This is a genomic window from Rhodococcus sp. IEGM1428, assembly GCF_050321865.1.
Taxonomy (GTDB): domain Bacteria; phylum Actinomycetota; class Actinomycetes; order Mycobacteriales; family Mycobacteriaceae; genus Rhodococcoides.
Genome location: NZ_JBNQFW010000001.1, coordinates 1033133 through 1052761 on the forward strand (window position 1 = coordinate 1033133; position 19629 = coordinate 1052761).

The window sequence follows — 19629 nt, forward strand, 5'->3', positions numbered from 1 at the left end:
TCACTTGAGGCGCAAGTGTCTGCTGTTTCGTGTGTGTCCCGTGGTGTCGGCGACTCGCTCCGATCAGCGCAACCGAGGGGCCGAGAGGGGAGTAGCGCCACCAGTCACTCCGGTGCGCTCGAGAGCATATGAAATCTGCACGAATCACCAGGTCGGCAACAGCGGCTCTGATATGCGCGGGAATGCTCGGTGCGGGTGTGATCGTCGCCGCTCCTGCCATGGCTGCCCCGTCCACCCCGTCCACCCCGTCACCGTCGACTACCGGTAGCGAGTTGTCGGGTAAGACGGTTTTCCTCGACCCGGGTCACCAGGGCACGGCACATTCGGAGAACCTGCAGCGTCAGGTGGACGACGGACGCGGCGGGACGAAGGATTGCCAGACCACCGGAATGACCACCGTGGACGGCGTGCCCGAACACACGATCAACTGGAAAGTCAGCGAACTCGTTCGGTCCAGTCTGGAGAGCCTGGGTGCCACGGTGAAGACGAGCCGTGCCGACGACTCGGGGTGGGGCGGATGCGTCGACGACAGGGCGCGTGCCGCGAGCGAGTCCGGAGCCGACGTCGCGGTGAGTATTCACGCGGACTCCACGAGCACGGCAACCGATACCGGTAAGCACGGATTTCATCTGATCGTGCCCACGTTGCCGATTCCGAACGCAGCGGCCGACGCAGCCCAGTCCGAAGGAGGACGTTCGGCGTCGAAGCTGATGCGAGACTCGTACGTTCGGGCCGGCTTCGCCCCGGCGAACTACGCAGGCGTGGACGAGGGAATCCAGGAGCGCTCGGATGTGGCCGGGCCGGCATTGACCACTGTCCCTCTGGTGTTCGTCGAAATGGGCAACGGATCCAACCCCGACGACGCGGCCCTTCTCGAGAGCTCGGACGGTCAGTTGAAGCACGCGATCGCAATTTCGACCGGAGTGATCGACTATTTGCTCGGTGCCGAGACTCCGTCCACCCCGGCCGCGGAGAATGCGACCGCCCCGACGACGACTGCAGCCGCCCCTGCTGCGAAGACGACCGACACCGCTGCGCCCAGCACGTCCTCGACCACCGGAACGAAGACCGCTGTGGAGGGCCGTAGCGCGCTCTCGCGATTGCTCGAAAGCGTCTCGCCATACATCGAGACGTTCGGAGTGGACGGTTTGAAGGGGCTCGCGACCCCGGAGAACGTCAGCAGTGTGTCCACTTTCGCGCAAGGCCTGCTGAAACAGATTCTCGCTGCCCGGTAGTCTCGGACGCCGTGACGCGTCGAAAAATTCCGGTGGTGATAGTCGCGGGCTTCCTCGGCGCGGGCAAGACGACTCTGCTCAATCACCTGTTGCGTAACGATGCGGGGATCCGAATCGGCGTCGTGGTCAACGATTTCGGAGCGATCAACGTCGACTCCATGCTCGTGGCGGGACAGGTCGACTCGATGGTCTCCCTCGGCAACGGATGCATCTGTTGCGCGGTGGACATCAGCGACATGGACGCGATGTTCGACGCCCTCGCGCATCGCCGTTCGGCGATCGATGTCATCGTGGTGGAAGCCAGTGGCCTCGCCGAACCTCGCAATCTGATCCGAATGGTCCGAGGCAGCGAGAACGAGTTCATCGTCTACGGCGGGCTCGTAGGGGTGGTCGACGCGGTGGAATTTCCGCAGACCCGCGTACTGCATCCCGAGATCGACCAGCATCTGCAGTTGGCAGATCTGGTGGTGTTGAACAAGTCGGATGCGGTCTCGGAGTCCGGCCGCTCCGCGGTCGTGTCCACCGTGCGGTCCATCGTGGGGGACGTCCCCGTCGTCCCTGTCGCGTTCGGTCGAGTGGATCCGCTGCTGCTGTTCGACCGTCGGGACGACCTTTCCGTCGAATCGGCGATTCCCGTTCAGTTGTCGTTCGACGAGCTCCTACGGGAGAACCACAGGGACGACGACCACAGCGGCGACGATCATGAGCATCACCTGCATGCCCAGTACTCGCACACCGAGTTCGTCAGCACCGAGCCCATCGAACCGCGACGAATGGTCGAGTTTCTGGAGAATCCCACCGGAAACCTTTACCGCATCAAAGGTGTCGTGCATTTTGCCGTACCGGGCTATTCGCAGAAGTTCATCGTGCACACCGTTGGTCGACACATTCGGTTCGAGGCGACGTCGTGGGCGCCCGGTGAGGCCGAACAGACATCATTGGTGCTGATCGGCACCGACCTCGATGCAGCGGCCGTCGAGAAAGGACTACGCGCGTGCGTGCGTGAGCCCAACGAGCACTGCGATGCGTCGTCGATGCTCCCCGTCCACCGCTATCTGGACGCCGGGTAGAACTCCTACAGTCCGACCCACTCGGTGCGTCCGCCCTCGAATCCCTGCCGCTTCCAGATCGGGACCTCGGCCTTGATGCGTTCGACCAATCGCGCGCAGGCCTCGAACGCTTCCGCGCGATGGGCCGATCCGACGGCTGCCACGAGCGCGAGGTCTCCGACGCGCAAGTCTCCGACGCGATGTACCGCAGCGACCTCGAGGCCGGTCTCGGCGGAGACCTCGGAGCAGCATCGGTTCAAGAAACGTTCGGCGTCGGGATGGGCGCGGTATTCGAGAGTTTCCACTGCCTGGCCACCATCGTGGTCGCGGACTATCCCGCTGAACAGAACGACTGCACCGTGGCGTGAATCCTGTACGGCTGCCTCCACTTCGGCGGTGCTCAACGGTTCACTGGAAATTCGTGCGACGAGTTCACTCATCGTGGGGTCCTCCTCCGGCGATCTGGGCCAACACATGGTCGAGTAGTGGATCGAGAACCGCGAGACCGTCCTTGACGCCCCCCGGCGAGCCCGGCAGATTGACTGTCAGCGTGCGGCCGATGAGCCCCGAAACGCCTCGGCTGAGCACCGCGTGTGGCGTCGCGGACGTTCCGCGGGTGCGGATCGCGTCGGCGATCCCCGGCATGTCGATGTCCAGCAGAGCTGCCGTTGCCTCGGGAGTCGCATCGGTGGGGGATACGCCGGTGCCTCCGGTGCTGACGATCAACGACGGTTCGCCGCGCAACGCGTCCTGCAGGCCCGCTGCTATGTCGGCGTCGGCGTACACCAGCGGACCGCGCACGGTGAAGCCTCGATCGGTCAACCAGGACGCGATGGTAGGGCCGGTGGTGTCCGGTCGAGTACCGTTCGCGCCGCCGGTGGAGGCCACCAGCACCACTGCGGATCGCGTCGTGTCGAGCGTCGGGGCGGCCTCGGTGGCGGGAGTGACCGGTTCCCCGTCTCGCTGCCAATGGCCATGCTTGCCACCGTCTTTGGTGATCAGTCGGACGCCGTTCATCGTGGCACCCGGGTCGACGGCCTTGACCATGTCGTGCAGCGTCAATCCGGCGACCGCGACCGCAGTCAGGGCCTCCATCTCCACCCCGGTGCGTCCGGTGGTGCGCGCCGTGGCCTCGACCGTGATGGACGAGTCGGTGAAACCGAACGAGATCTTCACCGACGAGAGTGCGAGCTGATGGCACAGCGGGATCAACTCCGACGTCCGCTTCGCCGCCGAGATGCCCGCGATGCGGGCAGTGGCGAGTACATCGGCCTTGGGCATGTCGTCCGCGCGCACGAGCGCGATGACCTCGGCAGTGGTGACGAACTCACCGGCGGCGACGGCCGTGCGCGAGGTCTCCTTCTTGTGTGCCACATCGACCATGCGAGCGCGGCCCTGATCGTCGAGATGAGACAGGTGGGTGTGCGGGGCGTCGGTGGTCACAGCGGCCATACCTCCACGTGGGATCCTTCGGCGAGTTCAGTTGTCTCGGAGTCGATGTCGATCAAAACGTCGGCCCATGCCAGCGCCGCGACCAGATGGGAGCCCGGGCCTGCCACGAGCTGTACCCGGCCGTCGTCACGCAATCGGCCACGGAGAAGCTGTCGACGGCCCGGCGGTGACACGATGGATTCGTGCAAGATCGCTGTGCTCGCAAGCACCGGTGGAAGACCGGCTGCTCGCCGAACTATGTTGCGCGCGAACATGATGTACGACACAACTGTGCTGACGGGGTTGCCGGGGAAGCTGAGCACAGGAATACCGTCGAACAAGGTCATGCCCTGCGGCCCGCCCGGCTGCATGCGGACCGACCCGAAGGTGCCGCCGAGCGGCCGGAGGACGTCCTTGACCACCTCGAAGTCGCCCATCGAGACGCCGCCGGACGTGATGACCAGTTCCGCCGATCGTGTTGCCTCGTCGAGGACCTCGCGAAATCGCCTCGGGTCGTCGGAGCTACGCGTAACCGCAATCACTTCCGCGCCACTGGCCCGCAGATGCGCCGCGAGAGTGATGCCGTTCGAGTCGTAGATCTGGCCGGGAGTGAGAGTCGATCCGGCATCGACCAGTTCCGCACCGGTGGTCACGACGGCGACGCGAGGGCGCGAACGCACGGCGACCTCGGCAAAACCGACAGCCGCGAGAACGGAGATGTGTCGGGGTTCGAGTACTCGCCCGGCCTCGACCAGAACTGTTCCGACGCGTACGTCGCTTCCCTGTTCACGAACGAATTCGCCTGCGCCGCGGCCTCGTTCGATCGTCACCGAACCTTCCGACGGTATCGTGGTGTCCTCGACGGGGACGATGGTGTCGGCCCCGTCGGGAATGGGTGCGCCGGTCATGATCTTCGCCGCGCTACCTGCAGCGAGAACTGCCAGTTCCGTCGGTCCTGCGGCGATGATCGTCGAGACCTCCAGCGTCACCGGGGTCGTGGTGACGGAACGAGAATCGACTGCGTAGCCGTCCATCTGCGAATTTCGGAACAGCGGCAGGTCGACCGGCGACCGCACATCCTCGAACGAGACTCGTCCCAGGGCCTCGGCCAGGGGGATTCGCTGCGCCGCTCTGGTGCCCAGCGCCGCGAGAAGAGTCTCGACCGCGGCGGCGTGCTCCTCGACGGATACGGCGCTCACTGCGCTGGTCCGGTGATCGCGCGCTTGTGCTCAGCAGTCATGGGTGCCAATCCTAAGCACGCCGACAACGCCGGCGAGTGTGGGCTGCGGCATACTGGGTAGACACGTCTGCGACAGGCGTGATCGCGATCGACGAAGGTGAGGTACGAGGTGACGGTGGACAGTGTCACCTCGCTGGGCATTCCGGTGTTCGGCGGTGCTGCTCCGACCGATCGGTCGCCGCAGGGGAATTCCGTGGCGGATCGGCCGGATGTACCCCATCTGATCGACCGCTTCGGCCGAGTCGCGCGCGACTTGCGTATCTCCATCACCGAGAAGTGCTCGTTGCGGTGCACCTACTGCATGCCGGAGGAAGGGCTTCCGGCCATTCCTGCCGCGAACCTGCTCACGCCGGCCGAGATCGCGCGAGTGGTGTCGGTGTCCGTTCGGCTGCTGGGTATACGCGACGTGCGGTTCACCGGCGGCGAGCCCCTCATGCGCCGCGACCTCGACGAGATTCTGCGACTGTGCTCCGACGCTGCGGCAGGTGTACCTCTGTCGATGACCACCAACGCTGTGGGCTTGGAGCATCGAGCCGCGGCATTGGCCGATGCCGGGCTGACCCGGGTCAACGTGTCCCTGGATTCGGTCGACCGCGAAGATTTCGCGCGGCTGACCCGACGCGACCGACTGCCCTCGGTGCTGGCCGGCATCCGAGCGGCGAAGCGAGCGGGCATCGGTCCGGTGAAGATCAATGCAGTTCTGATGCGTGACACGCTGTCCGGTGCGGTCGATCTACTGCGCTGGTGTCTCGACGAGGGGGTGGCCCTCCGGTTCATCGAGCAGATGCCTCTCGATGCCGACCACGAGTGGGCTCGCGCGAACATGATCGACGCCCAGACCTTGCTCGACGAGCTGTCCACCGAGTTCGACCTGCGTGAGGTGGGGCGCGCCGATCCGTCGGCACCGGCGGAGGAATGGAGCGTCGACGGCACCGACGCCACCGTCGGAATCATCGCGTCGGTGACGCGCTCGTTCTGCGGGGATTGCGACCGCACGAGAGTGACCGCCGAAGGAACCATTCGGTCCTGCCTGTTCAGCGACGACGAGACCGATCTGCGCGCGGCGCTGCGGGGCGGTGCCACCGACGACGAGTTGGCCGCCGTGTGGCGTGGCGCGATGTGGAACAAGTGGGCCGGACACGGTATCGACGCCGAGGGTTTCGTGCCGCCGACCCGCAGTATGGGAGCGATCGGTGGTTGACGTGCAGTCGAACGGGGACACGGGGTCCTCGACCGAGGTGGAAGTGCGGTACTTCGCCGCCGCGGTCGACGCGTCGGGGTGCGACTCGGAGTACGTCACCGTGCCCGTCGGAGCCACTCTCGCAGACCTGCGAGAGGTGATCCGGTCCCGGCACGGCGCACCGATGGACCCGATCCTGCGAGTCTCGGCCTATCTCGTCGGAGACGATCTCACCCGCGATCTGGGCCGTGCGATCGGCAGCAGGGTCGACGTGCTGCCGCCGTTCGCGGGCGGCTGATCGTCGGGTTCGGCTCGGCGTCCGATCGCCCGGCTCAGTGGGAGCTCCTCCACCAGTCGTCGAACGGCGTCACCGGCACCACACGCTTGTGACGGGTCGCCATGAACATCTTCTCCAGCTTGTCGGCGACGTCGTCGGTCACGTCCTTGCCCTCGAGATAGTCGTCGATCTGCTCGTACGTCAGGCCGAGGGCCTCCTCGTCCGGCAGTGCAGGACGATCGTCCTCTAGGTCTGCAGTGGGGACTTTTCGCCACGTGCTCTCCGGTGCACCGAGTTCACGGAGCAGAGCGGCACCCTGACGCTTGCTCAGGCCTGTGAGCGGAGTCAGGTCGACACCGCCGTCACCGAATTTGGTGAAGAACCCGGTGACGGCCTCGGCAGCGTGGTCGGTACCGACCACGACGTAGCCGAGTTCTCCGGCGATGGCGTACTGCGCCACCATGCGCTGGCGAGCTTTGATGTTGCCCCGAACGAAATCGCGGACCTCGGTGGTGCCCAATGCTTCTGCCGTGGCGGCCGCCGACGCGTCGGCAGCAGCCTTGATGTTGACCGTCACGGTTCGATCGGGGTCGATGAACCGCAGGGCGATCGACGCATCGTCCTCGTCGGCCTGTATGCCGTAGGGGAGTCGAACGGCGACGAACTCGGCCTCGTGGCCGTCGGCTCGCAGCTCCGTCACGGCTTGTTGGGCGAGCTTGCCGGTGAGCGTGCTGTCCTGTCCGCCACTGATACCGAGCACGAAGCCCGTTGCAGGGGTCGACGACAGGTAATCCTTGAGGAAATCCACCCTCCGGCGAACCTCCGTGACCGGATCGATGGTCGATTGCACTGCCAGCTCACGCGTGATGCTCGTGCGCACTTCCGAGTTGATGAATCCCATCAGCTCATACTAATGACGTCGGCAGGGCTGCGGTCGTGCGCACACGCCGTGCGTAGGGTCGATCTTCGTGAGTGGACCCTCCGATACGTTCGTCAAACGAAACCCCCAGGCGCATCCCGACTTCTTTGCCGCCGAGGCAACCGGGCTCCACTGGCTCGGCGAGGCGGGCGCGCCCGTTGTCCGAGTCCTCGGGCACGGGCCGACGCACATCGAACTCGAGCGCCTGATCGCGGCGCGTCCCACGCTGCCTGCGGCAGGAAGATTCGGTCGAGTGTTGGCGCGAATGCACAACGGTGGAGCTGCCGGATTCGGGGCGCCGCCGGTCGGCTCCGACGGTGCGCCGTTCCCCGGCCGATTGTTCATCGGGGCTCGGCCCATGAGCAATTCGGTGCACCGAGCGTGGGGTGAGTTCTACGCAGCCGAACGGGTGCTGCCGTTTCTGCGAATCGCCGTCGACGCGGGCAACGTGACGCCTACGGAGGCTGCCACCGTCGAATCGGCATGCCGACGCGTTGCGAGCGGCGATTTCGACGATGCGGAGCCGCCGAGCCGAATTCACGGAGATCTGTGGAGCGGCAACGTGTTCTGGACCGAGGCGGGCGTGGTGATGATCGACCCGGCTGCGCACGGCGGGCACCGTGAGACCGATCTGGCGATGTTGGCGCTCTTCGGGTGCCCGTTCCTGGATGGCGTCGTAGACGGGTACGAGACGGTACATCCGCTGCGGGCAGGGTGGCGAGAGCGGATTCCACTTCACCAATTGCACCCACTCGCCGTCCATGCAGCGGGGCACGGCCGCTCCTACGGTGTGGCGTTGCACACCGCGGCCGTGGCGGTCGAGAACATCTGAGTCGGGCGAGCTAACGAGGGCGAGTTGCTCTGCGTACCAAGTCTTCCCAGCCGTCGGCCAACCGGTCCATCGGCATTCCGAGATCGCGGTACTGGTGTAGTACCAGAGTGGCTTCGAGTGGTGTGAGCAGCCAGTGCGTCAGCAGTGGGAGATCCCCATCCACACCGGCTGCGCGGAGCAGCGAGAGGACGTGAGTGAAGTTGACCATGTGCGCCGGAGCGGAGTAACGCGCGTCTGCCGATGTCTCGGCAGCGCGCAACACCTCGCCCTGAACGTTGACGAATTCGAGCCGAGCCCGGCCGAAGGCGACGAGTCGGTCGATCGGATCGGCACCTGGACCGAGTGGTGGATCGCCGAACATGAACGAGCGTTGCAACTTCTGCTCGGTGTGATCGAGAAGGGCTCGCATCAGCCCAGCGCGGTTGCCGAAACGGCGGAACACGGTGCCTTTGCCCACTCCGGCCTTGGTCGCCACCGCGTCCATGGTGATGGCGTCGGCTCCGATGGTCGCCACCAGATCCGCCGCGGCGTCGAGCAACAGCCGACGGTTGCGTGCTGCGTCGCATCGTTCGGAGTCCTCACCCGCAATGGGCAGCATCGGGCCGGTCACGGGGTTCAGCCTACCCTGCCGGGGAACATAAGTGGACCATGGTCCGTTTGGATGGTATGAATTGACGTGACGATCACGTCATCCGAACTTTCGAAGGAAGATCTCATGTCAGACGCTCACGTACTCGTTCTCGTCGGAAGCCTGCGCGCCGAATCGGTGAACAAGCAGATTGCCGAGACCGCTGTCACCGTGGCACCCGCCGGTGCCGAGATCGTGGTCTACGACGGACTCGGAGATGTCCCCTTCTACAACGAGGATATCGACGTCGAAGGTTCCGTGCCTGCTGCCGCGCTCGCTCTGCGGGCTGCTGCCGAGAAGGCGTCGGCCCTGCTGCTGGTCACGCCCGAATACAACGGCACCATTCCTGCCGTGCTGAAGAACGCCATCGACTGGCTCTCGCGTCCCTACGGTGCGGGTGCCATGGTCGGCAAGCCGGTCGTCGTGATCAGCGCATCGCCCAGTGGCAACGGTGCCAAATGGGCGCACGAGGACACGAGCAAGGCCGTTCGCATCGCCGGTGGGTCGGTGCTCGAGGATGTCCAACTCTCCATCGGCGGCACCATGGACAAGTTCGGCTCGGCTCACCCGAGCGAGAACGCCGAGGTGTCCGGAGAGATCGGACACGTGGTGGCCGAGTTGGTCAAGGCCTCGAACGACCTCGTGAGCGCTTGATCCCTTTATGGTATCGGTAATCGTTTTCATGTAGAGTGGGCTCATGAAAGTGAGAAACTCTCTGAAATCGCTCAAGAACAAGCCCGGTGCACAGGTGGTCCGCCGCCATGGGGTGGTGTTCGTGATCAACAAGAAAGAACCGCGATTCAAGGCGCGTCAACGCTGACGGTCGCGCATACGACGACAACGGCTCCCCGGATCTGTTCCGAGGGGCCGTTCTCGTGTGTAAGGGGAACGGTCGCCGTAGGGGGACGTCACTGTCGGTGCGACGGCGGGTAGTGACCAATGACACCCGCGATATGTGACCTGCGACACGCCGAGGTGACGCGCCGATCATCCGCCGGCAACGCCGTGACCAGCGAATACCAAGCTTGTTGTTCGCAACATCTCGTGTTGTAGTCAGATGTCGGACACTAGGTGTAGTGTTTGTCCGACCGAGAGGCCACAACTCGAAGAACCAGCGAAAGCGGGTTCGAGCAGGTCGAAGTCGCCCTGAGCGGGAGATGTTCTCGGTGCCATACGCAGAGCACATCGGTCGCCATCGGTGCACCCGATGGCGACAACGGAAAGAGGGACACCATGAGCATCACCGTTTACACCAAGCCCGCCTGCGTTCAGTGCAATGCCACCTACCGCGCTCTCGACAAAGCCGGCATCGAGTACTCGGTCGTCGACATCTCGCAGGACCCGGAGGCGCGTGATTACGTCATGGCTCTCGGCTACCTGCAGGCTCCTGTCGTCGTCGCCGGTGACGATCACTGGTCCGGCTTCCGTCCGGATCGCATCAAGACCCTCGCAGTGAACGCTGCTTGAACAGAACGAGAAAGTGAGTGAGCGGTGAGTTCGCAACCGCAGTCTTCCCACTCACTGGTGTATTTCTCCAGCGCATCCGAGAACACGCATCGCTTCGTCTCGAAGCTGGACATCCCCGCAACGCGCATTCCGCTCCGTGATCCCGACGGGACGTTTCGAGTCCATTCCCCCTACGTTCTCGTCGTTCCGACGTATGGGGGAGGGACCACCTACGCCGGGCGAGATACCAACTATGTCCCCAAGCGTGTGATCAAGTTCCTCAACGACGAGCACAACCGATCGTTGATACGAGCGGTCATCGCTGCCGGAAACACCAATTTCGGTGATTCGTTCTGCTTTGCCGGAGATGTCATTTCGCAGAAATGTGCGGTTCCGTATCTGTACCGATTCGAGTTGATGGGCACCCCCGAGGACGTAGTGCGAGTCCGCGAGGGACTGGAGGACTTCTGGGAACGTGAAGTCCGCCGCGCCGCCCACACGCACTAGAGCACCACCCACCACATACCAGTAGGAGCATCGCCGTGGCACCGACCATCACCGACGCAGCACCCGCGCCCGCAACCATTCGCGGCGACGGCGACATGGACTACCACGCCCTCAACGCGATGCTCAATCTCTACGGCCCCAACGGCGAGATCCAGTTCGAGAAGGACCGCGAGGCTGCCAATCAGTACTTCCTGCAGCACGTCAACCAGAACACCGTGTTCTTCCACGACCTGGACGAGAAGCTGGACTACCTGGTCGAGGAGAACTACTACGAGCCCGAGGTTCTCGATCAGTACTCACGTGAGTTCGTCAAGTTCCTGATCAACCACGCGTACTCGAAGAAGTTCCGATTCCCCACGTTCCTCGGTGCGTTCAAGTACTACACCTCGTACACGCTCAAGACGTTCGACGGCAAGCGCTACCTCGAACGCTTCGAGGACCGCGTGTGCATGGTGGCGCTGACGCTCGCAGCCGGGGACGAAGCCCTGGCCACCGATCTCGTGGACGAGATCATCGCCGGCCGTTTCCAGCCCGCGACGCCCACCTTCCTCAACTCCGGCAAGAAGCAGCGCGGTGAGCCCGTGTCCTGCTTCCTGCTACGTATCGAAGACAACATGGAGTCCATCGGCCGATCCATCAACTCTGCGTTGCAGCTGTCCAAGCGCGGCGGCGGAGTTGCCTTGCTGCTGAGCAACATTCGCGAGGCCGGCGCGCCCATCAAGCGCATCGAGAACCAGTCCTCGGGTGTCATCCCGATCATGAAGCTGCTCGAGGACTCGTTCTCGTACGCCAACCAGCTCGGTGCCCGCCAGGGCGCGGGCGCGGTGTACTTGCACGCGCATCACCCCGACGTCTACAAGTTCCTCGACACCAAGCGTGAGAACGCGGACGAGAAGATCCGCATCAAGACGCTGTCCCTCGGAATCGTCATCCCCGACATCACGTTCGAGCTGGCGAAGAAGAACGAGGACATGTACCTGTTCTCGCCGTACGACGTGGAGCGCATCTACGGAGTGCCGTTCGCCGACATCGACGTCTCCGAGAAGTACTACGAGATGGTCGACGACAAGAGGATTCGTAAGACCAAGATCAAGTCGCGTGAGTTCTTCCAGACTCTCGCCGAGCTGCAGTTCGAGTCCGGCTACCCGTACATCATGTACGAGGACACCGTCAATCGCGCGAACCCGGTCAAGGGCAAGATCACTCACTCCAACCTGTGCTCGGAGATTCTCCAGGTCTCGACGCCGTCGACGTTCAACGACGACCTCTCGTACAGCCATGTCGGCAAGGACATCTCGTGCAACCTGGGCTCGCTGAACATCGCGAAGACGATGGATTCACCCGATTTCGGTAAGACCATCGCCGTGGCCATCCGCGGTCTGACTGCGGTCTCGGACCAGACGCACATCTTCTCCGTGCCGTCGATCGAGCAGGGCAACAACGATTCTCACGCGATCGGCCTCGGGCAGATGAATCTGCACGGCTACCTCGCCCGTGAGCGCATCCACTACGGCTCCACCGAGGGAATCGATTTCACCAACATCTACTTCTACACCGTGCTGTTCCACGCGATTCAGGCGTCGAACCAGCTGGCGAAGGCGCGTGGCCAGTACTTCAAGGGCTTCCCGGATTCCAAGTACGCGTCGGGCGAGTTCTTCGACAAGTACACCGACCAGGTCTGGGAACCCGCTACGCCCAAGGTCGCGAAGTTGTTCGCCGACTCCGACGTCACCATTCCGACGCAGGCCGACTGGTCCGCGCTGAAGGCGTCGGTGCAGGAGTACGGAATCTACAACCAGAACCTGCAGGCCGTTCCGCCGACCGGATCCATCTCGTACATCAACAACTCCACCTCGTCGATTCACCCGGTGGCGTCGAAGATCGAGATTCGCAAGGAAGGCAAGATCGGCCGCGTCTACTACCCGGCGCCGTACCTCGACAACGACAACCTGGATTACTACCAGGATGCGTACGAGATCGGGTACGAGAAGATCATCGACACCTACGCTGCCGCAACACAACACGTCGATCAGGGCCTGTCGTTGACGCTGTTCTTCAAGGACACCGCCACCACTCGCGACATCAACCGCGCGCAGATCTACGCATGGCGCAAGGGCATCAAGACGCTGTACTACATCCGTCTGCGTCAGATGGCCCTCGAGGGCACTGAGGTGGAGGGTTGCGTCTCCTGCATGCTGTAGCCGATTCGGTCGGTCGACAAAGATGTGAGGGGCCGAGCACTGCAATGCTCGGCCCCTCTAGCCCCAACGAATTGGGACCACCCTTTCAGGTATCCCAAGGCTATACGAGGAATCTTCCAACAATCAGTTGGGCCTCCGGTTGGGGCGCGACCTCCTGAAAGGGAGGTGAGCTGTCATGGCTCGCAGTGTTAACAGAAGTGCAGGTAGTGGTCGGTTCGTGAGTAGAGCTGCAGCAGCGAGGTGGCCGAGTAAGACGACCACTGAGCGTGTGGGTAGTGGCACATCGAACAACACCGCTGTAAATAGATCGGCGAGTACTGGTCGTTTCGTGTCTGAAGCAGCGACCCGGCGAAACCCAGGCGGAACGATCACGCAGCGGGTTTAGCGACCTAGTAAAGAGCGGCAGCGAAGCAAAGGCTTCGCTGCCGCTCTTGTTGTGTCGCAACAGTATTCGAGACTTCCAAGCCTCCAAGGAAGTTCTCGAAATCTCGGCGGGTCGTCAGCAAATTACTGCCTTGTGATTTAAGATTGTCCTGGCAACGTCAACCGCCACGAAGTTTCTCGACTGTCCCCTCGAATGTTCTCCGGTCAGCGAGTCGCTAGATTGTTTTACAAGAACCCCGACGCACTGCACACAACCTCACGATGGGGATGAAATGACCGCTGCACAGAGCACACCGCACAGTCCAGCCGATTCGACGCGTATCAAGCTGATCGATCGTGTCTCCGCGATCAACTGGAATCGGGTCCAGGACGACAAGGACTCCGAAGTCTGGGAGCGCCTCACCAGTAATTTCTGGCTGCCCGAGAAGGTGCCGGTGTCCAACGACATCCCGTCGTGGGCAACTCTGACCGCGGTCGAGAAGCAGTTGACGATGCGCGTGTTCACCGGGTTGACGCTGCTCGACACCATCCAGGGCACCGTCGGCGCTGTCAGTCTCATCCCGGATGCCATCACTCCTCACGAGGAGGCGGTGTACACCAACATCGCGTTCATGGAGTCGGTGCACGCGAAGAGCTACAGCTCCATCTTCTCCACCCTTAGCTCCACCCGCGACATCGACGATGCATTCCGCTGGTCCGAGGAGAACGTCAACCTCCAGCGCAAAGCCGAGATCGTACTGAACTTCTACCACGGTGACGATCCGCTCAAGCGCAAGGTCGCGTCGACGCTGCTCGAGTCGTTCTTGTTCTACTCGGGCTTCTACCTGCCGATGTACTGGTCGTCGCGGGCCAAGCTCACCAACACCGCAGACCTGATCCGACTGATCATCCGCGACGAGGCCGTGCACGGGTACTACATCGGATACAAGTACCAGAAGGGCCTCGAGAAGGTCAGCGAGGCTCAGCGCGAGGAGCTCAAGAACTACACGTTCGAGTTGCTGTTCGAGTTGTACGACAACGAGGTCGAGTACACCCAGGACCTCTACGACGAGATCGGTCTGACCGAGGACGTCAAGAAGTTCCTGCGCTACAACGCCAACAAGGCACTGAACAACCTCGGCTACGAGGGTCTGTTCCCCAAGGACGAGACGGATGTGAACCCGGCGATTCTGTCGGCACTGTCCCCGAACGCCGACGAGAACCACGACTTCTTCTCGGGTTCGGGCTCCTCGTACGTCATCGGCAAGGCCGTCAACACCGAAGACGAGGACTGGGACTTCTAGAGGCCCCTTCGCGCGCCGTGCCGCTCACTCTTTCGGTGGGCGGCCCGGCGCGCGAATGTCTTTGGCTTCCTTGGGCATTCGACCCTGATCGCTCAGTGCCCTTCGCAAGAGGAACTCGATCTGAGCGTTGGTGCTCCGGAGTTCGTCGGAAGCCCAGCGGGCGAGGGCGTCGTGTACCGCCGGGTCCAGCCGAAGCAGTATTTTCTTACGCTCGACGGTCATGGCTCACTGGTACAGCGATCCGGTATTGACAACGGGTTGCGTGTCGCGGTCGCTGCACAGCACGACGAGCAGATTCGACACCATGGTCGCCTTCCGCTCCTCGTCGAGTTCGACCACGTGCTTCTCCTCGAGCTTCGACAGCGCCATCTCCACCATGCCGACCGCGCCTTCGACGATCTGCTGACGCGCCGCGATGACCGCTCCCGCCTGCTGGCGCCGCAGCATGGCCTGCGCGATCTCCGGGGCATAGGCAAGACGGTTGATTCGGGTCTCGATCACCTCCACGCCTGCCGAACGCACCCGCGCGTGCACCTCCTCCGACATCGCAGCGGTGATTTCGTCGGCGTTCTCTCGCAACGACATTCGACCTTCGGCGTCGTACGGGTAGCTGCCGGCGATATGACGGACGGCCGATTCGGTCTGGACGGCGACGAACTCCTCGTAGTCGTCGACCTGGAACGATGCCAGGGCCGTATCGGCAACTTGCCAGACCACGATGGCGGAGATCTCGATCGGATTGCCGTCGGCGTCGTTGACCTTCGACTGGCCCGTCTCGTGGTTGCGGATTCGCGTCGAGATGGCCCTGCGGTACGTCAACGGATTGGTCCAGCGCAGCCCCGGTGTACGCAGGGTGCCGCTGTACGAACTGCCGAGCAGCTGAAGGACGCGAGCCTGATTGGGTTGCACCAGAGTCAGTCCCATGAGCGCAGGCAGAGAGAGCACGAACAGCACGACCCCGGCCACGATGAGTCCGACGACCGTGAACACGAGTCCGAGTACGAACGCGGCGATTCCGCCGAGAAACAGCGCGAGACCGATGCCGAGCATCGACCAGCCGGGCAGATCCCAACCGGTGCGCTCGGCGATGGTCGTGGTCGGTGTACCCGTCGGCTTCTCGGCGACGGTAGCGGGTGCGGACATGAGAACCTCCCTCTCGATGTTGATACTAAAGTGATATCACATTATCGATCGAAAGGGGGCGGTTCGGTGGAGCTGTGTCCTCGGTTCGGTGTCCTCGGTGCGGTGGGGGAGTCAGCGCCTGAACCACGCCGACGGGTCGTCGGCGATAGCTTTCTCGATTCGCAATCGTGAAGTGGCCGTGAGGTTGTCGGGTAGCCCGTCGAGCGCGAACCAGGCTACGTCGAGATTCTCGTCGTCGGCGACATGTGGGGTGCCTCCGATGTAGCGGGCGAGGAACGTGATGTCCAGATACTGCGCGACGTCGCCGTTGGGGTACGTGATCGGCTCCGTCACGTCGACACTCGTCAGCCGCACGATCGTGGCCTCCACGCCGGTCTCCTCGCGGATCTCCCGAAGCGCAGCCGGTGCAGGTTCTTCGCCGGGCTCGAGGATTCCGGAGACCACGGCCCAGGTGTTGTTGTCTGCTCGCAGAGTCAGCAGCACTCGACGGTCGTCGTCGAGAACGACCGCACTGACACCGGACAACCACAGCGGTGACGTACCGACGACGCTGCGGAGCGCTTGCACGAATTCCGGAATGGGCATTGCGTCAGGACACGTAAGCGTTCAGGGAAGCGGACAGATCGGCCAGGATGGCGCGCGCCGCGACAACTCCACTGCCGGACCAGACCGTGTCGTTCACCGCGAACACTCGCCCGTCGGTGACCGAGCCGAGAGCGTGCCATGTGTCGCTGTCCATCACCTCGCGGCCGAAGGTCTCGCCATCGGGGCCGGCGAATCGCACGTAGACGATGTCGCCTTCGATCGAATCTAGGTTGTCCGACGCCACGGAGAAATCGGCATCGCGCTGGCTTTGCGGCCGCGCGACACCCACCTCGGCGAGCACCTGACCGGCAAAGGAGTTCGGACCGTCCACCTCGATGGTGTCCGCGCCGAACCGGATGACCGACGCCTGCGTCTGAGTGGAGTCGATCTCACGGCCGACCCGCTCGGCATCCGCTGAGAACGACGCGAGCTGTTCGAAACCGGCTTGCCCCCGACCCAATGCTGCCGCGGACTGCAGAAACGTGTCCTTCCAGCCCTGACCGGTCCCGGTGAACACGGTCGGCGCGATGGCGTTCAGGGAGTCGTAGGTCTCGGCGCCGAGAGAATCGGCACCGAGGATGAGATCGGGGTCGAGCGCGGCGATCGCTCCGAGGTCGGGAGCTCCGACCGGGCCGACCGACGGAACGGACGCCAAGCCCGTACCCAGATACAACGGTTGGTCTCCGTCTCCCCGGAAGTCGGGGTCGAGTGTCGCCGCGCCGACGACGCGTTCCCAGATCCCGACTGCGCAGCTGGCGTCGAGGCCTGCCGCGTCGAGAACGACGATGCGCTGTGGGTCCGCAGGGATGGCGCTGATTCCCTCGGCGTGCCCGACGGGGCGGGTATCGCCTTCGACTCCGGTCCGGTCCAGTGGGGCCAGTGCCGGACACAGTCCTACGGTGTCCCGGTTGTTACCGACCACCCCCGCACCGGCGATGTTCGTGGTACTCCGAACGATGGTGGAGGCGTCGTCCTGTGCCTCGGAATCGGAACAGCCGACCAACGTCACAGCCGCGGCAAGGCATGCCGCAACGACAGCGCCGGTCCTGCGCGGTGCACACGAACGGGGGACTCGCAGATGGAGTGGCAACGCGGGACTTCCTTCGACGGATCGGGTGGTCTCACACAGTATCGGAAGGCCGTTCTGTCAGAACACTCGAACGGGCACCGGCGAGGCCACGGAATCGACCGCGTTCGCATGGCGTCCGTTGCGGCGGAAAGGCCCCCAGCGCAGGCAGATCGCCCGATCCGGGCGATGTCGAATCAGCCCAATACGACACACGGTAGGACCGGTTCGGCAAGTGCCGGTCCGACGGTCTACGATTCGAGGAGCGCACGACTAGATGACGTCGCCTCGTGGTTCGGGGTCGGACGCGCAATCAGGAGGATCTGTGACTGCCCTAGCGCCTAGGCCCGCTCCCGCGGTGGATGCCGCTCGGCCGTTCCCGCCGAGGATGGGACCGAAGGGTTCGTTCCTGCACAAAGCGGTGACGACGACCGATCCCAAGGTCTTGGGGATCATGTACATCGCGACCTCGTTCGCGTTCTTCCTCGTCGGTGGACTGATGGCGCTGCTGATGCGCGCCGAGTTGGCCGTGCCGGGAATGCAGTTCCTGTCCAACGAGCAGTACAACCAGCTGTTCACCATGCACGGCACCATCATGCTGCTGCTGTACGCGACGCCCATCGTGTTCGGGTTCGCCAACTACATCCTCCCGCTGCAGATCGGTGCACCCGACGTCGCGTTCCCGCGGTTGAACGCGTTCTCGTACTGGCTGTACCTGTTCGGTGCCTTGATCACCACAGCTGGATTCATCACTCCCGGTGGCGCAGCCGACTTCGGTTGGACCGCGTACACCCCACTCACCTCGGCTCTGCATTCGCCGGGCGTCGGCGCGGACCTGTGGATCATGGGTCTGGCCGTCGCCGGTCTCGGCACCATCCTCGGTGGCGTCAACATGATCACCACGGTGATCTGCCTGCGCGCCCCCGGTATGACGATGTTCCGCATGCCGATCTTCACCTGGAACATCCTGGTGACGTCGATCCTGATCCTGCTGGCCTTCCCGCTGCTGACGGCGGCGCTGCTCGGCCTGGCGGCCGACCGCCACCTGGGTGCGCACCTGTTCGATCCGGCAACCGGAGGAGTGCTGCTGTGGCAGCACCTGTTCTGGTTCTTCGGTCACCCCGAGGTGTACATCATCGCGCTGCCTTTCTTCGGAATCGTCTCCGAGGTGTTCCCGGTCTTCTCCCGCAAGCCGATCTTCGGCTACTCGGGTCTGATCTACGCGACGATTGCCATCGCCGCCCTGTCGATTGCGGTGTGGGCGCACCACATGTACGCCACCGGCGCAGTGCTGCTTCCGTTCTTCTCGTTCATGACGTTCCTGATCGCGGTGCCCACGGGCGTGAAGATCTTCAACTGGGTCGGCACCATGTGGCGTGGCCAGGTGACGTTGGAAACACCGATGTTGTTCTCCATCGGCTTCTTGATCACGTTCGTCTTCGGCGGACTGACCGGCGTTCTGCTGGCGTCGCCGCCGATCGACTTCCAGGTCACCGACACCTACTTCGTGGTCGCGCACTTCCACTACGTCGTGTTCGGCACCGTGGTGTTCGCGACGTACGCCGGCATCTACTTCTGGTTCCCCAAGATGACGGGCCGGATGATGGACGAGGCCCTCGGCAAGTGGCACTTCTGGCTGACATTCTTCGGCTTCCACGCCACGTTCCTCGTCCAGCACTGGCTCGGAAACGAGGGAATGCCGCGTCGCTACGCCGACTACCTGCCTTCCGACGGGTTCACCGAACTGAACATCATCTCCACCATCGGTGCATTCATCCTCGGTGCCTCGACCTTGCCGTTCGTCTGGAACGTCTTCAAGTCCTACCGCTACGGCGAGGTCGTCACCGTCGACGATCCGTGGGGCTACGGCAACTCGCTGGAATGGGCTACCTCGTGCCCGCCGCCGCGGCACAACTTCACCGAGCTGCCTCGTATCCGGTCCGAGCGCCCGGCATTCGAGCTGCACTACCCGCACATGGTCGAGCGGATGCGCGCGGAAGCTCACGTGGGCCCGGGTGCGCACGGCGGTAAAACGACCGCTGTCCTCGAGCAGGCCCGCCGGGCTCCGATCGCCACCAGCGATCACGAAGGGTCCGGAGACCCCGACCCCAGGTAGTCACAGCACAGCGAGAGCCCCTCCCGGCTACCGGGTGGGGCTCTTCGCTTGCGACAATCTCGTGGCGCGTTCGGGTTCGCCCGTTCATCGCGAGGTGACCACAAGAC

At 63.5% G+C, this 19629-nt stretch carries 21 protein-coding genes; 12 read left to right on the forward strand and 9 right to left on the reverse strand.

The window, feature by feature from the left end; all coding sequences use genetic code 11:
- The first annotated feature begins 128 nt into the window (after positions 1-128).
- The gene (locus ACQR3T_RS04795; RefSeq protein ID WP_428692667.1) at positions 129-1235 is read left to right on the forward strand and encodes an N-acetylmuramoyl-L-alanine amidase; all 1107 of its coding nucleotides are present in this window, start codon (positions 129-131) and stop codon (positions 1233-1235) included.
- A gap of 11 nt (positions 1236-1246) precedes the next feature.
- Positions 1247-2305 (forward strand): CobW family GTP-binding protein, encoded by a 1059-nt coding sequence (locus ACQR3T_RS04800; protein ID WP_428692668.1) that lies wholly within the window; start codon positions 1247-1249, stop codon positions 2303-2305.
- A gap of 5 nt (positions 2306-2310) precedes the next feature.
- On the opposite strand, the gene ACQR3T_RS04805 is transcribed toward ACQR3T_RS04800, so the two are convergent.
- Genes ACQR3T_RS04805 through ACQR3T_RS04815 form a run of 3 tightly spaced genes read right to left on the reverse strand, consistent with a single transcriptional unit; the run spans position 2311 to position 4914 of the window.
- Positions 2311-2724: a molybdenum cofactor biosynthesis protein MoaE gene (locus ACQR3T_RS04805; protein ID WP_032376956.1), complete on the reverse strand. Its 414-nt coding sequence runs from the start codon at positions 2722-2724 to the stop codon at positions 2311-2313.
- Entirely contained in the window at positions 2717-3736 is a 1020-nt protein-coding gene (gene moaCB, locus ACQR3T_RS04810) for a bifunctional molybdenum cofactor biosynthesis protein MoaC/MoaB (RefSeq protein WP_032376957.1), read from the reverse strand. The genes ACQR3T_RS04805 and moaCB overlap by 8 nt, the downstream gene beginning before the upstream one ends.
- Positions 3724-4914: a molybdopterin molybdotransferase MoeA gene (locus ACQR3T_RS04815; protein WP_428692669.1), complete on the reverse strand. Its 1191-nt coding sequence runs from the start codon at positions 4912-4914 to the stop codon at positions 3724-3726. Before ACQR3T_RS04815 ends, moaCB begins: the two co-directional genes overlap by 13 nt.
- Before the next feature lie 174 nt (positions 4915-5088).
- Between ACQR3T_RS04815 and moaA the strand changes: the two genes are divergently transcribed.
- Positions 5089-6156, forward strand: a complete 1068-nt coding sequence (gene moaA / locus ACQR3T_RS04820; protein WP_428693056.1) for a GTP 3',8-cyclase MoaA — start codon at positions 5089-5091, stop codon at positions 6154-6156.
- Entirely contained in the window at positions 6149-6433 is a 285-nt protein-coding gene (locus tag ACQR3T_RS04825; RefSeq protein WP_080730459.1) for a MoaD/ThiS family protein, read from the forward strand. The genes moaA and ACQR3T_RS04825 overlap by 8 nt, the downstream gene beginning before the upstream one ends.
- Before the next feature lie 34 nt (positions 6434-6467).
- Here the strand turns inward: ACQR3T_RS04825 and nadE are convergent, their stop codons facing one another.
- Positions 6468-7313: an ammonia-dependent NAD(+) synthetase gene (gene nadE / locus ACQR3T_RS04830; protein WP_428692670.1), complete on the reverse strand. Its 846-nt coding sequence runs from the start codon at positions 7311-7313 to the stop codon at positions 6468-6470.
- A 61-nt stretch (positions 7314-7374) separates the two neighbouring features.
- Between nadE and ACQR3T_RS04835 the strand changes: the two genes are divergently transcribed.
- Positions 7375-8163 carry a fructosamine kinase family protein gene (locus ACQR3T_RS04835; protein ID WP_428693057.1) on the forward strand — a complete coding sequence of 263 codons (789 nt, stop codon included), beginning with the start codon at positions 7375-7377 and terminating at the stop codon, positions 8161-8163.
- A gap of 10 nt (positions 8164-8173) precedes the next feature.
- On the opposite strand, the gene ACQR3T_RS04840 is transcribed toward ACQR3T_RS04835, so the two are convergent.
- The gene (locus ACQR3T_RS04840) at positions 8174-8773 is read right to left on the reverse strand and encodes a TetR/AcrR family transcriptional regulator (RefSeq protein ID WP_032376961.1); all 600 of its coding nucleotides are present in this window, start codon (positions 8771-8773) and stop codon (positions 8174-8176) included.
- A 105-nt stretch (positions 8774-8878) separates the two neighbouring features.
- On the opposite strand from ACQR3T_RS04840, the gene ACQR3T_RS04845 reads away from it, so the two are divergent.
- The 6 genes from ACQR3T_RS04845 to nrdF all read left to right on the forward strand — a co-directional run bounded on the left by ACQR3T_RS04845 (position 8879) and on the right by nrdF (position 14612).
- Entirely contained in the window at positions 8879-9445 is a 567-nt protein-coding gene (locus tag ACQR3T_RS04845) for an NAD(P)H-dependent oxidoreductase (RefSeq protein WP_032378164.1), read from the forward strand.
- Between the two features lie 43 nt (positions 9446-9488).
- The gene (gene ykgO / locus ACQR3T_RS04850; RefSeq protein ID WP_027496600.1) at positions 9489-9611 is read left to right on the forward strand and encodes a type B 50S ribosomal protein L36; all 123 of its coding nucleotides are present in this window, start codon (positions 9489-9491) and stop codon (positions 9609-9611) included.
- Between the two features lie 413 nt (positions 9612-10024).
- Positions 10025-10258 carry a redoxin NrdH gene (locus ACQR3T_RS04855; protein ID WP_032376962.1) on the forward strand — a complete coding sequence of 78 codons (234 nt, stop codon included), beginning with the start codon at positions 10025-10027 and terminating at the stop codon, positions 10256-10258.
- A 24-nt stretch (positions 10259-10282) separates the two neighbouring features.
- Positions 10283-10744: a class Ib ribonucleoside-diphosphate reductase assembly flavoprotein NrdI gene (gene nrdI / locus ACQR3T_RS04860; protein WP_032376963.1), complete on the forward strand. Its 462-nt coding sequence runs from the start codon at positions 10283-10285 to the stop codon at positions 10742-10744.
- Between the two features lie 35 nt (positions 10745-10779).
- On the forward strand, positions 10780-12945 hold the full coding sequence (gene nrdE / locus ACQR3T_RS04865; protein ID WP_032376964.1) for a class 1b ribonucleoside-diphosphate reductase subunit alpha: 2166 nt from the start codon (positions 10780-10782) through the stop codon (positions 12943-12945).
- Positions 12946-13601: 656 nt separating this feature from the next.
- Positions 13602-14612: a class 1b ribonucleoside-diphosphate reductase subunit beta gene (gene nrdF, locus ACQR3T_RS04870; protein WP_094618700.1), complete on the forward strand. Its 1011-nt coding sequence runs from the start codon at positions 13602-13604 to the stop codon at positions 14610-14612.
- A gap of 24 nt (positions 14613-14636) precedes the next feature.
- Here nrdF and ACQR3T_RS04875 read toward each other — a convergent pair whose 3' ends face one another.
- The 4 genes from ACQR3T_RS04875 to ACQR3T_RS04890 all read right to left on the reverse strand — a co-directional run bounded on the left by ACQR3T_RS04875 (position 14637) and on the right by ACQR3T_RS04890 (position 17430).
- A complete protein-coding gene (locus ACQR3T_RS04875) occupies positions 14637-14834 on the reverse strand; it encodes a hypothetical protein (protein ID WP_032376966.1) in 198 nt (65 codons plus the stop codon).
- Positions 14835-14837: 3 nt separating this feature from the next.
- Entirely contained in the window at positions 14838-15755 is a 918-nt protein-coding gene (locus ACQR3T_RS04880) for an SPFH domain-containing protein (protein WP_032376967.1), read from the reverse strand.
- A gap of 111 nt (positions 15756-15866) precedes the next feature.
- A complete protein-coding gene (locus tag ACQR3T_RS04885) occupies positions 15867-16340 on the reverse strand; it encodes an NUDIX hydrolase (protein ID WP_032376968.1) in 474 nt (157 codons plus the stop codon).
- Between the two features lie 4 nt (positions 16341-16344).
- Positions 16345-17430, reverse strand: coding sequence for an iron-siderophore ABC transporter substrate-binding protein (locus ACQR3T_RS04890; protein WP_428692671.1), 1086 nt, complete (start codon positions 17428-17430; stop codon positions 16345-16347).
- 301 nt (positions 17431-17731) lie between these two features.
- On the opposite strand from ACQR3T_RS04890, the gene ctaD reads away from it, so the two are divergent.
- Complete coding sequence (ctaD, locus tag ACQR3T_RS04895; RefSeq protein WP_032376970.1) at positions 17732-19522, forward strand: aa3-type cytochrome oxidase subunit I; 1791 nt, start codon at positions 17732-17734, stop codon at positions 19520-19522.
- The last annotated feature ends 107 nt before the right edge of the window (positions 19523-19629 follow it).

Bases quoted from the DNA above. Each gene is read 5' to 3' on its own strand.
- ACQR3T_RS04795 (WP_428692667.1), top strand. From the start codon at position 129: ATGAAATCTGCACGAATCACCAGGTCGGCAACAGCGGCTCTGATATGC.
- ACQR3T_RS04805 (WP_032376956.1), bottom strand. From the start codon at position 2,724: ATGAGTGAACTCGTCGCACGAATTTCCAGTGAACCGTTGAGCACCGCC.
- moaCB (WP_032376957.1), bottom strand. From the start codon at position 3,736: ATGGCCGCTGTGACCACCGACGCCCCGCACACCCACCTGTCTCATCTC.
- nadE (WP_428692670.1), bottom strand. From the start codon at position 7,313: ATGGGATTCATCAACTCGGAAGTGCGCACGAGCATCACGCGTGAGCTG.
- ACQR3T_RS04845 (WP_032378164.1), top strand. From the start codon at position 8,879: ATGTCAGACGCTCACGTACTCGTTCTCGTCGGAAGCCTGCGCGCCGAA.
- ykgO (WP_027496600.1), top strand. From the start codon at position 9,489: ATGAAAGTGAGAAACTCTCTGAAATCGCTCAAGAACAAGCCCGGTGCA.
- ACQR3T_RS04855 (WP_032376962.1), top strand. From the start codon at position 10,025: ATGAGCATCACCGTTTACACCAAGCCCGCCTGCGTTCAGTGCAATGCC.
- nrdF (WP_094618700.1), top strand. From the start codon at position 13,602: ATGACCGCTGCACAGAGCACACCGCACAGTCCAGCCGATTCGACGCGT.
- ACQR3T_RS04875 (WP_032376966.1), bottom strand. From the start codon at position 14,834: ATGACCGTCGAGCGTAAGAAAATACTGCTTCGGCTGGACCCGGCGGTA.
- ACQR3T_RS04880 (WP_032376967.1), bottom strand. From the start codon at position 15,755: ATGTCCGCACCCGCTACCGTCGCCGAGAAGCCGACGGGTACACCGACC.
- ACQR3T_RS04885 (WP_032376968.1), bottom strand. From the start codon at position 16,340: ATGCCCATTCCGGAATTCGTGCAAGCGCTCCGCAGCGTCGTCGGTACG.